This is a genomic window from Gordonia sp. PP30 (genome assembly GCF_023100845.1).
Lineage (GTDB): Bacteria > Actinomycetota > Actinomycetes > Mycobacteriales > Mycobacteriaceae > Gordonia.
Map to the genome: position 1 here is coordinate 224,204 of NZ_CP095864.1, position 14,847 is coordinate 239,050.

11 protein-coding genes are annotated in these 14,847 nt (G+C 68.1%); 6 read left to right on the top strand and 5 right to left on the bottom strand.

Going from position 1 to position 14,847, the window contains the following annotated elements; all coding sequences use genetic code 11:
* Window positions 1–12: 12 nt before the first annotated feature.
* Window positions 13–597: a 4a-hydroxytetrahydrobiopterin dehydratase gene (locus tag MYK68_RS01015; protein ID WP_247865771.1), complete on the bottom strand. Its 585-nt coding sequence runs from the start codon at window positions 595–597 to the stop codon at window positions 13–15.
* A gap of 112 nt (window positions 598–709) precedes the next feature.
* Window positions 710–1,213: a hypothetical protein gene (locus tag MYK68_RS01020; protein WP_247865773.1), complete on the bottom strand. Its 504-nt coding sequence runs from the start codon at window positions 1,211–1,213 to the stop codon at window positions 710–712.
* Between the two features lie 88 nt (window positions 1,214–1,301).
* Here MYK68_RS01020 and MYK68_RS01025 point away from each other — a divergent pair.
* Window positions 1,302–2,494 (top strand): IS3 family transposase gene (locus tag MYK68_RS01025; protein WP_247865341.1). Its coding sequence is split into 2 segments (ribosomal slippage): window positions 1,302–1,586 and window positions 1,589–2,494, totalling 1,191 coding nucleotides; the frame shifts between segments, so codons are not numbered across the junction.
* Between the two features lie 1,261 nt (window positions 2,495–3,755).
* Here the strand turns inward: MYK68_RS01025 and MYK68_RS01030 are convergent.
* Window positions 3,756–4,076: a hypothetical protein gene (locus MYK68_RS01030; RefSeq protein WP_247865775.1), complete on the bottom strand. Its 321-nt coding sequence runs from the start codon at window positions 4,074–4,076 to the stop codon at window positions 3,756–3,758.
* A 62-nt stretch (window positions 4,077–4,138) separates the two neighbouring features.
* Here MYK68_RS01030 and MYK68_RS01035 point away from each other — a divergent pair, with 62 nt between their 5' ends.
* From MYK68_RS01035 to MYK68_RS01050, 4 genes are all read left to right on the top strand, one after another.
* Window positions 4,139–7,378, top strand: a complete 3,240-nt coding sequence (locus MYK68_RS01035; RefSeq protein WP_247865776.1) for an acetyl-CoA carboxylase family protein — start codon at window positions 4,139–4,141, stop codon at window positions 7,376–7,378.
* A 40-nt stretch (window positions 7,379–7,418) separates the two neighbouring features.
* Window positions 7,419–9,131 (top strand): AMP-binding protein, encoded by a 1,713-nt coding sequence (locus tag MYK68_RS01040; protein ID WP_247865778.1) that lies wholly within the window; start codon window positions 7,419–7,421, stop codon window positions 9,129–9,131.
* Complete coding sequence (locus MYK68_RS01045) at window positions 9,131–9,748, top strand: TetR/AcrR family transcriptional regulator (RefSeq protein WP_247865780.1); 618 nt, start codon at window positions 9,131–9,133, stop codon at window positions 9,746–9,748. The genes MYK68_RS01040 and MYK68_RS01045 overlap by 1 nt, the downstream gene beginning before the upstream one ends.
* A gap of 146 nt (window positions 9,749–9,894) precedes the next feature.
* Window positions 9,895–10,350 (top strand): PaaI family thioesterase, encoded by a 456-nt coding sequence (locus MYK68_RS01050; protein WP_247865782.1) that lies wholly within the window; start codon window positions 9,895–9,897, stop codon window positions 10,348–10,350.
* Window positions 10,351–10,492: 142 nt separating this feature from the next.
* Here MYK68_RS01050 and MYK68_RS01055 read toward each other — a convergent pair whose 3' ends face one another.
* Window positions 10,493–11,266: a helix-turn-helix domain-containing protein gene (locus MYK68_RS01055; RefSeq protein ID WP_247865784.1), complete on the bottom strand. Its 774-nt coding sequence runs from the start codon at window positions 11,264–11,266 to the stop codon at window positions 10,493–10,495.
* 141 nt (window positions 11,267–11,407) lie between these two features.
* Here MYK68_RS01055 and MYK68_RS01060 point away from each other — a divergent pair, with 141 nt between their 5' ends.
* Window positions 11,408–13,711 (top strand): protein kinase domain-containing protein, encoded by a 2,304-nt coding sequence (locus tag MYK68_RS01060; RefSeq protein WP_247865786.1) that lies wholly within the window; start codon window positions 11,408–11,410, stop codon window positions 13,709–13,711.
* On the opposite strand, the gene MYK68_RS01065 is transcribed toward MYK68_RS01060, so the two are convergent.
* Window positions 13,695–14,837, bottom strand: coding sequence for a lipase family protein (locus MYK68_RS01065; protein WP_247865787.1), 1,143 nt, complete (start codon window positions 14,835–14,837; stop codon window positions 13,695–13,697). The two genes, MYK68_RS01060 and MYK68_RS01065, sit on opposite strands and share 17 nt — an antisense overlap.
* Window positions 14,838–14,847: the final 10 nt, after the last annotated feature.

Below are 14,847 nucleotides of genomic sequence, written 5' to 3' on the forward strand. Positions count from 1 at the left end.
AATGACACTAAATCAGAACGAAACCCCAGGTAGCGAGAGCCCGCCGATCCAACTCACCCGAAAGTGGCACGAGTCAGGCCATAGGTCGACATGCATCCGGCTGCGCTGTGGGCGGGGTTCATCCATCTGCTGAAACCACACCGCGGGCAGGATCCCGTGGGGGTCGACGAGATCGTCCAGTGTGGCCTCGGGTTTGTCGGTGTAGCCCAGCACGGCTCGCCAGAACGGTTTCACCGATGCGATGTCGCGCGCATCAATGGCCAGTTCAAACGTGGCCGGCGAGTCGACGGTAGGTTGCAGGTCCATCTCCCGCGCGATCTCCGCGATCCGATTGGCAAGGGCCACATCGGCTTCGGTGAGCCGGTGGGCACTGTGCGTCGTCAGCGCGAGATGCACCGATCCGTACCGCAGGTCGATATCGGGGTGATGCCCCGCCACTTCAGACGCCTCGATGATCTTCGCGACGAACTCACCGCCGGTGACCATGTTCCCGGTCAGATAGACCGCGTGGATGGTTCTGGTGAGCACCCGCCACGGATCGGAGAGCACCTCGGTCGCCTGAGCCCCGCTGACTGGGGTTCCACTGGATCCGGTCATGCGCGCGACCCTACGCCCGCCGAGCCGACTCGTCAGGAAGTCTCGCCGCGCGGACTGCGCGGCTCGCCGTTCTCACCGGTGACTGACCCCGCTCTCCGGACTGCTGCTGCGCTTATCCGACCTGAGGCTGCGCAACGGGGGCCGTTGCCCGCCGCCACGTGAACTCCCGCAATGCCACGGCGACGAGAAGGACGACAAACGTCAGCGCCGGGCGCAGATCGACCTCGTCGAACCCGTTGGCAGCGAGTTCGACGAGGAGGAACGACACCACCAGCGTTGCCAACGCGACGACGGCCTGGGATGAGCGCCGGCGCACGATGAGCGCGACCGCTGCGCCCACAACGGCGATCAGGCCGACGAGCGCCACGACCCGGATGGCATTCACGTCGTTGTCGCGGGTGAAGGCCATCTGGTAGTCGGCGATCGTCTGCGGATCGGAGGTGTACCTCGCAGGACCCGGGATGTAGGCAGCCCACCCGTCATCCGTCACCCCCGACGCGAATGTCTCGCCGATGCGCCACACACCGCAGGAGACCACCGCCCCCACCAGGTACATCCACCACCCGACAGCACCGACCGCCGCGATGACCGCATGTCCACCCCTGATCCATGCCATGGACGCAGCATAGAGCCGGGACTGCTGCACGGATAGGTGACATCTGATCTGGCTTGCCTGGGAGGGTGGGCCTGGAAGGATGGCCATCGTGCCCAAGCCCTACCCGTCCGAGTTTCGTGACGACGTGGTTCGCGTCGCTCAGAACCGTGAACCTGGAGTGACGATCGAGCAGATCGCGAAAGACTTCGGGGTCCATCCGATGACGTTGCAGAAGTGGTTGCGTCGAGCCGAGATCGATGAGGGCGCCAGGCCGGGTCAGTCTCGGACCGAGTCCGCGGAGATCCGTGAGCTGCGCCGACGGAACCGGCTCCTCGAGCAGGAGAACGAGGTGCTGCGCCGTGCGGCGGCGTATCTGTCGCAGGCGAATCTGCCGGGAAAAGGCTCTACCCGCTCGTGACCGAGCTCGCCGCCGCAGGGGTTCCTGTGACGGTGACGTGTCGGGTATTGAAGCTCTCCCGCCAGCCCTACTACCGGTGGCTGGCCAACCCCATCACCCCGAGCGAGGTGGTGCAGGCCTATCGCGCGAACGCTCTGTTCGACGCCCACCGGGACGACCCTGAGTTCGGGCACCGGCTCCTGGCCGACGAGGCCCGCGGCAACGGCGAGGCGATGGCGGACCGGACTGCGTGGCGTATCGCCTCGACGAACGGCTGGTTCAGCGCGTTCGGCAAACCCAAGCGCAGCAAGGCTCGCAAGCCCGGCCCGCCCGTGCACGACGACCTCTGCGCCGTCGTCGACGAGCACGGCCGGACACGGCACGTGTTCGCCGCGGACGCACCGAACCAGCTGTGGCTGACCGACATCACCGAGCACCCGACCGCGGAGGGCAAGCTGTACCTCTGCGCGATCAAGGACGCGTTCAGTGGCCGGATCGTCGGGTACTCGATCGACTCTCGGATGAGGTCCCGATTGGCCGTCCGAGCGCTCGAGAACGCCGTCGCGATGCGCGGCGATGTCGCCGGCTGTGTGGTGCATTCGGACAGGGGGTCTCAATTCCGAAGCCGCAAATTCCGGCGCGCTTTGACCCGTCATCGCATGGTCGGAAGCATGGGAAGAGTCGGCTCCAGCGGAGACAACGCCGCTATGGAAAGCTTCTTCGCGCTGCTGCAGAAGAACGTCCTCGACCGCCGCTCCTGGACCACCCGAGAACAGCTGCGCACCGCGATCGTCACCTGGATCGAGCGGACCTACCACCGCCGCCGCCGGCAAGCCCGCCTCGGCCGTTTGACGCCCATCGAATTCGAGACCATCATGACCAACAGCGTCGCTCTCGCAGCGTGACTACAACCTGTCACCTAAACGTGCAGCAGTCCCGCGTACATCGTCGACACGATGGGTCTCCTGAATCATCGACTGTGATTCAGGCCCGCGGTTGGTCGACCATTCGCCTGCTGATTCCCCGGATGGAAGGCTCGCGTTTGCTGTGCAGTCTGCCCAACCACCGGCACCCCGGTGACCGAACCCGCACACCGGGACGGTAGTTCGTACGCTGGTCCGCCTTCAGTTGCTTCGCGACGCTTGTGTAGGGCATCAGCAGCGCTGGGTCGAACATCTCGCGACCTGACCAATCGCAATGACTGGCAGGGTTTTGCCTTCACCCGCTATTCTACCAACGGCGAGCAATCGTTGCAATCATCGCAGGCCGAGTGGCGCAGCCACGGCCAGCTCGCCGTGAAAGCCTTGAATCAGTGCACAACCTGTCTGCAAGAAAGGTGCAATTCCGGCATGTAACAATCTTGGCGAGGCCAGATTGTTACAGGAATCGGCAGCAAATGCCCAGGTCACAGCGTCGCTGGGGCCCATTGTGGCGATGTAACAATTCTGAACGAACTCAGCTGCGTATAGAGAAGGATCTGATCCCTCTACGGACCCCGACGAGAAACCGAATCGCAACTCATCTAGCGCGTTCGAACACCCCTGAGATCGTTACAAACGACGACGAAAGCTCCTTGACCAGGGAACTTACCTTCAAAACCTGTAACAATCCTTCAATCAGAGATTGTTACAAGGGTGCCCTAACAAAGTCGCTGAACTGGGTAAACACGGTTGCTCCCTGTAACAAACAATTTTGTTACAGGGGGCCGAGATTGTTACGGCACCCGACCGCTCCCACCGTTGCTAGCCAGTTTCTGGCGACAGTCGTGGAGCGAGGGTGGTGTAAACAGGCCGTTCTCAACGCCCACCCATGCCACCCTCCCCAGCACGTCGACACCTACCGACTTGCTCCCGTGGTCCCGGAACAGCGAAACGCCCCACCGGATGCTCCGGTGGGGCGTTCTCGGCTTCGCAGCGTGCTCGCCCCACGATCGCGCCGCCGGTCGCATCGGGCGGAACGCTTCTGGGGCGCCCCGACGGGCCTTTCGCAGCCGCACGCCGAGCGCGGCCGACATGACACACACATGACACACGATGCTTCGATGCTGTGCTGCCAATCCGCGTTCGTTCGCCGACATCGTTGCAGTACCTGCGAAATTGGTGCCAGGAACTCGCGTTTATGACCGCCTACGTCTTGAAAGCGAGCGTGGGTAAAACCACCGGGGGTTCAAATCCCTCCGTCTCCGCAGATGAGGCCGGGTCCGGGAGTATCTCCCGGCCCGGCCTCAGTTGTTTGCCGAATCGGCTCTGGCGGAGCGGTGGTCGAGGTCGCCGCCATTGCGGCGAACAGATTTTCGCTTCCGCGGTAGGTCTCCACGACTTCCGCCAGCGCCGAACCTAGTTCGTTCCGGGTGATCTCGCCGCCGTGGTCGGGCCAGAGCCTGGCTGTCGTGGTCATCTCGGTGATTGCGCCTGCGCGCAGTAGGTGCCCGAGGTCGTCGAAATGCGAGGAGAAGGTCGATCGCACGATCCCCGCGCGGGGGATCACCTACTCGACCTTCCGGCGCGGTACAGTCAGTGTCTGACACTGACGTCAGCGTCAAGGAGTGGATGATGAATCGAGTACTGGTTGCCAATCGAGGCGAGATCGCCGTGCGGGTGCTACACGCCGCGCGGGAGTCGGGATGGCGGTCGACCGCGGTCTATCCGGCCGACGACGCCGCCGGACTACACGTCGCACGCGCCGACGAGTCGGTCCTCCTGCCCGGAACGGGTCCGGCCGCATATCTTGACGCCCGCGCGGTGGTCCGCGCGGCACGGTCGGCCGGAGCCGGATTCGTGCATCCCGGCTACGGCTTCCTCAGTGAGGATCCGGCCTTCGCGGAGACCTGCGCAGCGGCCGGAATCACCCTGGTGGGCCCGGGTCCGGATACCTTGCGGTTACTCGGCGACAAGGCCAGCGCTCGCCGGTTCGCGGCGACCCAAGGGGTACCGGTGCTACCGGGCATCGACCGGCCCGTCGGGCTCGACGAGGCCCGCACGTTCCTCGCCGACAACGGTCCGACCATGGTCAAAGCCCTGGCCGGTGGGGGCGGCAGAGGTATGGCGGCGTGCGTCACCGAAGACGACGTCACCGAGGCCTACGAACGCTGTGCCCGAGAGGCCGTCGCGGCATTCGGCAATGGAGACCTGTATGTGGAGAAACTCATCGATGCGCCCCGGCACATCGAGGTTCAGATCATCGGGGACGGCACAGGAGCGGTCACACACCTCTGGGAACGTGACTGCAGCGTTCAGCGGCGGCATCAGAAGCTGGTCGAAGTCGCACCCGCTCCGGTGCTTGAGCCCGGGCTGCGGGCCGCGCTGCTGGGTGCGGCGACGCACCTGGCCGGTGCGCTGCGCTATCGGGGAGTCGGCACCGTGGAGTTCCTGGTCAGTGGCACGGACTTCTACTTCATGGAGGCCAATCCGCGGATCCAGGTCGAACACACCGTCACCGAGGAGATCACCGGAGTGGACTTGGTACGGACACAACTGGCGCTCGCCGAGGGGGCGACCCTGGCCGAACTGGGCTTGACGGAGCCGCCCCGGGTGCGCGGCTCTTCAGTGCAGGTGAGAGTGAATGCCGAGACTCTGGACACGCAGGGACGCCCGATTCCCGGGACCGGAGAGGTGACCGGCTTCGCGGCCCCGTCCGGCCCCGGAGTGCGGGTCGACGCCGGCGTCTACGCCGGGATGGAGGTGTCGCCCCGCTACGACTCGCTGCTTGCCAAGGTCGTCGCCACCGCGCCGGACTTCGTGGCCGCCGCGGGGCGGGCGGCGGCCGCACTTGCCGAATTCGGCATCGGTGGAATAGTCACGAACCGCGCCCTCGGTCATGCGATCGTGACCGACCCGGACTTTCTGTCCGGGGAATGGGACACCGGTTTCGTGGCACGCCGAATCGATCGCCTGCTGGCGCACGAACTCGCCGATGCCGGCCCGCGCACCGTCGCCGAGTCGGCGGGCGCCCGCGAGGAGACTGAGATCCCGGACGGGGCGGTGGCCGTCCGCGCAGCCATCTCCGGCTCCGTGTCCGAGATCGTGGTCGAGTCCGGGCACGAGGTGGCCGCCGGGGCGACCCTGCTGGTCCTGGAGGCGATGAAGATGGAGCACGCCGTCCGCGCGGTGCACGGCGGCGTCGTCCTCACCCTCGCCGTCGAACCGGGCGATCTGGTGAATGTCGGAGACGTGGTCGCCGTCTTGGTTCCGGCGGAATCGCCCGCGGAGGACCGGACCGTCCGGTCGGTGGAGCGGGCCGAGGACTGGTCCGCGGAGGTGGCGGAGATCGCGCGGCGCCGGTGCTTCGCCGAACAGCTGGGCGGTCCCGAGAAGATCGCGCGCCAGCACGCCACCGGACGGCTGACCGCCCGCGAGCGTCTCGCGCTGCTTGCCGACGACGACTCGCTCGCCGAGATCGGTGCGCTCAGTGGATTCGCACGGCGAGACGACGAACTGGCCACCGTTGAGGTGATGCCGACGAACTTCATCGCCGCGACGATGCGGGTGAACGGGCGCAAGACCGTGGTGGGGGCCGATGACTTCACGGTGCGGGGCGGCGCCGGCGACGCATCGATCCACCAGAAGCAGATCTGGTTGGAGCAGTACGCCAACGAGATGCGGATTCCGATGGTGCGGTTGCTCGACGGGCAAAGTGGTGGCGGCAGCGTCAAGATGGCGGTGGACGCCGGATACACCTATGTCCCGGTCAATCCCGGGTGGGACGCTGTCGTCGACAGCTTGTCGGTGATCCCCGTGGTGGCCGCGGGGCTGGGGCCCACCGTGGGCCTCGGTGCCGCACGGCTGGTCATGTCGCATCTGGCGATCATGGTGGCCGGCGTCGGACAGCTGTTCACCGCAGGCCCACCGCTGGTGCGCAGTGCCACCGGCGAGGACCTCAGCAAAGAGGAGCTGGGCGGCGTGGCGGTGCACTCAGGCAACGGCACCATCGAGCGGATCGTCACCACCGAAGCCGAGGCGGCCGCGGTGATCCGCGACTTCCTGAGCTACCTCCCCGCCAGCGTCTTCGACGTCCCGCCGATCATCGAGTCCACGGACGATCCGGCGCGCAGGGATGAGCTACTGCTCTCGGCGATTCCCCGGAATCAGCGCCGCCCGTACGACATCGCCCCGATCCTGGAGGCGGTATTCGATACCGGATCGGTGTTCCGATATGCCGAGTACGGTGCAGGCACCGTCACCGCGCTGGCACGTCTGGACGGGCATCCGGTCGGAGTCCTCGCTTCCGATCCCTTCCAAGGGGCGACGATGACCGTCGAAGGCGCGTTGGCGATTACCCGCTTGGTGGACCTGTGCGAGACCTTTCATCTTCCGATCGTCAGCCTCACCGATCAGGCAGGCATGTCGATCGGCTCGGTCGCCGAGAGCCGTGCAACGATCCGGCACGGCGCCCGGGCCTTGAGCGCTGTCTATCAGGCCAGGGTCCCGCAGGCCGAGCTCATCCTGCGGCGGGTCTACGGGGTCGGCGGAGCCGGGATCGTCAACCGGCACCGATGCACGCGCAGCTGGGCCTGGCCGTCGGGCGACTGGGGATCGCTGCCGGTGCAGGGCGGGGTCGAGGCCGCATTCGCGGCTCACCTCGCCACCGTGGCGGACCCGGCCGCCGAGGCGGCGCGGCTCCGCCGCCAGATCCAGGCGATCGGCTCGCCGTTCCGAACTGCGGAACGATTCGGTGTGCAGGACATCATCGACCCTCGCGAGAGCCGCGCTCTGCTGTGCGATTGGGTGCACGACGCCTACCGGCTCCTCCCCGAGCATCTCGGCCGTCCGCGCTTCGGCACCCGCCCCTGACCCCCGCATCCCTTCACCCCCACTTGAACAGAGGAGACCCATGACCTCGTACGACGACTCCGCCGGTGGCCCGGTTTCGGCCGATCTCGAGCAACTGCTGACCCGTGACGGCCAGTCACCGCTCGAACGACTCGCACACTGGGCGGCCACCACTCCCGACCGCATCGCGATGTACTACGGGGAGGACGACTCGGAGACGACATTCGCCGAACTGGCGCGGCTCACCGATTCCATCGCCGGTAACCTCGCCGCGCGCGGCGTCACCAAGGGCGACAGGGTGAGTGTCCTCACCACCAATTCACGTCTCGCGGCGCTGGCGATGTTCGGGATCTGGAAGGCCGGTGCCGTCTACAGTCCGGTGAACTTCAGCTTCGCCGGTCGACTGCTCGCCTACCAGCTCGACGACACCGCGCCGGCTCTGATCATCACCGATGCCGAGTTGATCGGGCGGATCGACGACGTGGCCGACGAGCTTTCGACGGTACCGCCGGTGTACCTGCTGGGGACGGCGCATCGCGCGACGGTCGTCTCCGGATCCTGGGATGAGCTGGTCGCCGACCACGCGGCCCCGAAGGTGCAGATCGAGTTCGACGATCCGGCAAATCTCATCTACACCTCCGGTACCACCGGACCCGCCAAGGGCGTGCTGCAGCCCGTGCGCTGGATGGCCCAGTACACCTTCGGTTTGCGATGCAGTCTCACCCCCGACGACGTGGTCTACAACGACCTGCCGATGTATCACGTCGGTGGCGCGATCGCGAACGTCGCGCGGGCGATCTGGCGCGGCTGCGAAGTCGCACTGTGGGACCGGTTCAGCCCGAGCGAATTCTGGTCCCGCATCGACCGCCGCGGCGCCACCACCGCCATCCTTCTTGATGTGATGATTCCGTGGCTGTTGAACGCCGAGCCGTCGGCGACCGATGCGCACAACACCCTCAACAAGGTCTACATGCAACCACTCCCGGGTCACCACGCGCAGGTGGCGGCGCGATTCGGCTTCGACTTCGTCAACGCGGGGTTCGGACAGACCGAATCCGGTGCGTCGCTGGCTGTGCTGATCGACGAGACGGAGATCGGCGCGGCCACACCCCCGGAGTTCTACCGCGGATACAGTCGCGAGCAGATGCGCGCGGTGGCGGCCGCGCACCGGATGACGGTGCTCGGCGCCGGCCAGGTGACGCGTAAAGGGCTGATGGGTGCGCCGACACCCTTCCTCACCGTCGCGGTGCTCGACGACGACGACCGCCCGTGCGGAGTGGAGGAACCCGGGCAGCTGGCGCTGCGGCCGAACTTGCCCGGCCTCCTGATGACCGAGTACCTCGGTAAGCCGGACAAGACCATCGAGTGCTGGCGAAACCTCTGGCTGCATACCGGTGACTCGGTGGTGCGAGATGCCGACGGCGTCTTCCACTTCATCGACCGGATGGGTGACCGGATACGGGTGCGCGGCGAAAACCTCTCGTCGTACCAGGTGGAGGATTTGCTGACGCAGCACCCGGCCGTCACCATGTGTGCCGCGTTCGCGGTACGCAGCGGCGAGGGCGACGAGGACGACATCGTCGCGTGCGTCGTCTCCGAGGGGAGCGAACTGACCGAGGACGACATTCATCGGTTCGCCGCGGAGACGATGCCGAAGTTCATGAGACCGCGTCACGTCCGGATCCTCGACGACCTGCCACGTACCCCGACCAATAAGATCGAGAAGTACAAACTGCGCCGCGCGATTGCGGCGGAGGTGAACCGGGAGAACTGATGTCGAATGGGACGTGGGCGCGAGCGCGGACCGCTCGTGAAGGCCGCGACCATCAGACCCGCACCGCGGTGATCGACGCGGCCTCCCACGTCTTCGCCGAATACGGATATGCCCGGACCTCGATGGCGGCGATCGCCGAGGCCGCGGGAGTGTCCAGGCCGACGGTGTATCTGTACTTCTCGACCAAGGCCGACGTCTTCCGGGCACTGGCCGAGCAGGTGCGCGACGAGTTCCTCCGGGCACACGAGACCACCGGCGATGCGGTCGGTCCTCACCAACTCTGGCGGGAGTCGACCCGGGCCTTCCTCGCCGCATACCGCGACAACAGTGGCAATCTGACGGTGATCGAGCACCAGGCCCTCGCTGATCCGCAGATCCGGGAACTTTGGCTCGAGATACACGAACGGCCACGCCGCAGGATGGTGAACTACATCAAACAGCTCACCGCTGACGGAATCGCCCGGCCTGTCGCCGAACCCGAAGTGGTCGCCGAGGCCGTCGTCGGGACCATCCAGCACTTCGCAACGCTGCTTGGTCCCGACGAGGACGTGGCCGAGCGCGTCGAACAACTGACCTCGATGCACCTGGTGCTCCTGGGCGTGGGGTCCGACGACTGAGGCGCCGCACCGGCGCAGGTGAAGCGAAAGCGCAGGGAAATGATCTGTCACGCGGGGTCCACCGATGACCTCGGAGGTCATGGACCGCGGGAGGCCGGACGGGAACAGTGGGACCGGTCAGACCGTCAACCCCCCGGAGGCCGATCATGACGAGCACGACGACCGACGACCGTCCGCGGAGCCGAGAGATCGGCGCCACCGCGAAGCACTGGATCGAAGAGATACTTCTCGGATCACCGGTCGCGGAGACCTCGGGCGTGGAGCTCGTCGACGCCGAGTACGACCGCATCCACCTCCGGCTGCCCTTCGCCGACCGGCTGGTCACCGTCCCGGGCGTCCTGCACGGCGGCGTGATCGCCACCGTCATCGACATCGCCGCGGCGGCCGCCCTGGCGACCGGGATCCGGGACGACGACGGTGTGACCGGTGGCGCCACCAGTCACCTCAACATCGCCTACCTGCGGCCGGCGACGGGCACGGTCGACGTCGTGGCGACCGTGGTGCATCGGACGCGCTCGCTCACCCAGTCCGACGTCGCGGTCCGCGGGACGGACGGCACCCTCGTCGCGACCGGCCAGGCGACGAGCCGCCTCTTTCGCTGACCCGGATCCGTAGCGGATTCTGCCGGCGGCCGACAGACGTCGCGGATCTTGCCGGATCCGCCTTGTGCCCCGCGACAGATTTCGGCGTCGACAGGACCCGCGACCGATCGCCCGGGGCAGCGAGGTCCGCCGCCGAGAGCGGTCACTTTCCCGGCGCGGGCTGCCCACGCGTCAGCGCGTCTCGTGTCGCTTGGTCCGCGGGGTAGAAGGCCTCGATCGCGAGTTCGGCGAGCGTGACCTCGCGCGCGGTGCCGAACACGGTGGTGGTGGACAGGAACGACAGCACCTGCCCTCCCCGGCGCAGCCGCAGCGGTACGACGATCGACGTGGCCGCCGGCGGTGCCGCGGGGCCGCCGGCCGCGATCGCGTCGATCAGCTCGGCGAGCTCGTCGTCCGGGGCCGCGTCGTACTCGTGTCGCAGGCGGACCAGCAGCGCTCCGCGCCATTCGTCGAGGTTCTCGATCGAGGGGGCCAGCCCTCGCGGGTCGACGGAGAGGCGCAGGACGTTCACCGGGGGCTCCAGCAGATCGGGTGCCACGCCGTCGAGAAGCGCCCAGACCGCGTCGTTGGCGGCGACCAGATCCCAATGCCGGTCGACGACCAGCGCCGGATACGGGAGGTGACCGGCGAGAATCATCTCGATCGCCGCGTTGACCTCGGCCATCGGCGGGGTCGTGAGCCCGTGTTCGGGGTGCGCGGGCGCGTAGCCGCCGGCGAGCAGCACCCGGTTCTGTTCGCGCGGCGGCACGCCGAGATCGGCGCACAGGCGCAGCAGCATCGCGCTGGTCGGGCGGGTGCGGTCGTTCTCGATACAGCTCAGATGGCGGGTCGACACCCGGGCGCGGTGGGCGAGGTCGAGTTGGGACAGGTGGCGCCGCTGCCGCCACGTGCGGATCAGGGAACCGGCGGTCGTCATGGTGCTCCACCGTAGCCCCGGGCGGCGTGCGGCGGGCATGACCTGCGAGGTCATGGTGACGGCGCCGCGGCTGCGACGGTACGTTATCTGCGAGGTCAGGGGAGCGCACCGCGGTCGCGGGCGCGGAGACGAGGAGAGAAGATGGCGCTCGAACCGGGATCGACCATTGCCGGATACCGCGTGGTCGCGCAGCTCGGGCGGGGTGGGATGGGCGAGGTCTACCTCGTCGAGAATCCGCAGCTCAACCGCCGCGAAGCACTGAAACTCATTTCGGCGGCGGGCGCCGGCAATCCGGAGTTCGGTGAGCGGTTCGCCAACGAGGCACGACTCTCGGCCTCCCTCGATCACCCGAGCATCGTCACGATCTACGCCTACGGCGTCGACGACGGCCGGCCCTGGTTCACCATGAACCACCTGCAAGGTGTGGATCTGACGAAGGCCACGCTGACCCCGGCCGCGCTGGTCGAGGCGATCGGGCAGGTGGCCGACGCGCTCGATTACGCGCACGGCCGCGGCGTGGTGCACCGCGACATCAAACCCGGCAACATCATCGTCACCCAGAATCACGACGGTTCGGTGGCGCGGGCCTCGCTGCTCGACTTCGGTATCGCGAAGCTCGCCGACTCCCCGCAGCTCACGTCGATGAACGCGATCGTCGGCACCCTCAACTACACCGCGCCGGAGGTGATCGCCGGGCAGGCCGCGGGTCCCCGCGCCGATCAGTACGCGCTCGCCTGCACCGTCTACCAGGTGCTCAGTGGTCGTGCGCCGTACGCGGGGGAGAGCTCGGCGTCGATCATGAACGCGCACCTCTCCCAGCCGGTGCCGCGGCTCGCCGCGGTGCGGCCCGACCTCGCGGCCCTCGATCCGGTCCTGCAACGAGCCATGGCCAAGGACCCCGCGCAGCGCTACCCGGACTGCCGGACCTTCGCCGCCGAACTCGCCGGCGCGCTGCGGCAGACCCCGGCCGGTACCGCGACGACGATCGCGCCCGTCCCGCCGGTCGTGCCCGTCGGATCGCAGCCGTCGAGCCCCTCGCAGCCGTCCTACCCGTCGAATCCGTCGAGCCCGTCGCAGCCGATGTACCCGTCGAATCCCGGTCAGCCGGGGTATCCCGGACCGATGTCGCCGCCGGTGGCCGGATACGCGACCGCGGGTCCGCCCGCCTATCCCGGGACCGCGCCGATGTACGGCGCGCCGGCCGGGCAGTATCCGGCCGGTGCGCCGGCCAAGAGCAAGCGCGGACTGTGGATCGCGCTGGCCGCGGTCGCCGTGGCGATCATCGCGGTCGCCGCCACCGCACCGCTGTGGTGGCCGTCGTCGAACGACGGCCCGCCGCCGATGGCCCATCCCGAGCAGCAGGTCGCGTCGTACTACAGCACCACCTGCGCGATCGTCCAGAAGAAGCTGTACTGCTGGGGTCCGAACAACACCGGCCAGCTGGGTGACGGCACGTCGACGGCGAGCACCACGCCCAAGCTGGTCGCCGGGCTCGACGACGTGACCGCGGTGGCCGTCGGCGGCTACATTCCGAGCGGTGCGTCGGAGGGTGTGACGAGCACCTGCGCGGTGGCGAAGAAGGAACTCTACTGCTGGGGCTCGGGCCGGTACGGCCAGCTCGGCGACGGCGCGACCGAGTCGCGCTGGAGCCCGAAGAAGGTCGACGGCCTGAAGGATGTGCAGGCGGTCGCGATCGGCTCCGGCGGCACGTGCGCGATCGCCGGAGACGCCGAGCTGTACTGCTTCGGCAACAACGACGAGGGTCAGCTGGGGACCGGTTCGACCGCCGAGAAGGTCACCGCGGTCACCAAGGTGAACGGGCTCGACGGGGTGACCAGGGTGGTGATGAACAGTGGCAGCACCTGCGCCGTCGCGAAGAAGGAACTCTACTGCTGGGGGCTCAACGGCAGTGGCCAGCTCGGTGACGGCACCTCCACCAATCGGCTCTCGCCGAACCGGGTGACGGTGCTGAGCGATGTCACGGCGGTGTCGATCGGCAAGAGCATCACCGACGGCAAGTACGACTTCACCACCTGCGCGATCGCCGCAGGGAAGGTGTGGTGCTGGGGGCACGACATGGAGGCCCAGAACGGCTCGCGCGAGTACGCACCGAAGGAGGTCGCCGGCGCCCCGGCGAACGCGACCGCGGTGGCCACCGACGTCGAGACCGCCTGCGTGGTGGCCGACGGCAAGGTGTGGTGCTGGGGTACCGATCGGTTCGGTCAGCTCGGCGACGGCAAGACCGCCTGGAACGGGACGCCGACCATGGTCGCCGGGCTGGCGGGCGAGAACATCCGTACGGTGATGACGCAGTCGAGCACGACGTGCGCGCAGAGCACCGATCAGAAGGTGTGGTGCTGGGGCTACGGCGGCAACAACACCCTCGGCACCGGCAGCTCCGGCAACGAGCAGTCGACGCCGCAGCTCCTCACCTTCCCGAGCTGACGGGTTCTCCGGCTCCGGCGTGTTCGCGCCGGCCGGCGAGCCAGCGGAGGGCCTCCGGGGCCACGCGGAACTGCGTGGGCAGGTGCCGGCCGCGCGCTCGCTCACGGTGGATCACCGAGGCGCCCGCGTCGGCGTAGCGATCCACCAGCGCGGTGATGTCGGCGGCGGCGATCACCTCGTCCCGGCGGCTCTGCTGCACCAGGAGAGGCACGGCGGGGGCGACGTCTCCGGGCCGGATGTCGGTCAGGACGCGCGCCAGTACCGGGTCGGCGAGCAGGGCGTCGAGCCCGAAGTGGAGGTGTTTGCCGAGGTCGCGGAACGCGAACCGGCCGAGCACCGCCACGGTGGTCCGGTCCGCGCTCGCGGCGATCCGCGCACGGAACTCGGGGGACACGTGGTGCGTGAGGACGCCGTCGAGTTCGGGATAGGCCCGGCACAGCGCCGCGATGAACACGAACGGGAATCCCGCGAAGCGGCCGCCGTTGAGGCGGAGGAACGTCGCGCCCGGGTCGCCGACCGGTGCCCCCGCGACGGCACCGACGACGCCGAGGCCGGGTGCGTAGGCGTCGACGGCCTCGGCCGCCCACAGGGTCGCGAGTCCGCCCCCGGAGTAGCCCCATAGCGCCGCTGGTGTGGGTGACGGTTCGTTCAGAAACTCGCGGGTGGCGCGCAGGCCGTCGAGCACGCGATACCCCGGCTCCCGGGCGGCGCCGAAGTGCCCGCGCAACCCCTCGTGGTCGGGCACCGAGACCGTCCAGCCCTGCCGCGCCGCGGCGAGGATCAGCGGCAGTTCGAGACGCGCGAGCGCCCCGTGGGCCCGCGAGCCCTGCCGCAGCGCATACGACGGGAAGCAGCGCGGCGAGACCGCGTCGATCGCGCACTGGTACGACAGGATCCCGCGGGAGGCCGCCGGGCGGAGGACGGTGGTGATGCCGACCTCGGGCCGCCCGCGCAGGTCCGTCGTGCGGAAACGGAGCTGCCACGCCCGGGTCACCACCCGGATGGTGCCGAACACGGCCAGCTGGACCTCGCGCGCTCCGAGCAGGGTGCCCGGTGCGTGCCGATCGAGGCCGTTGCGCGGCAGGTGGAAGGGATCGTCGTCGGGCAGGGCGACCGCAAGGCTCATGGCTTCCAAC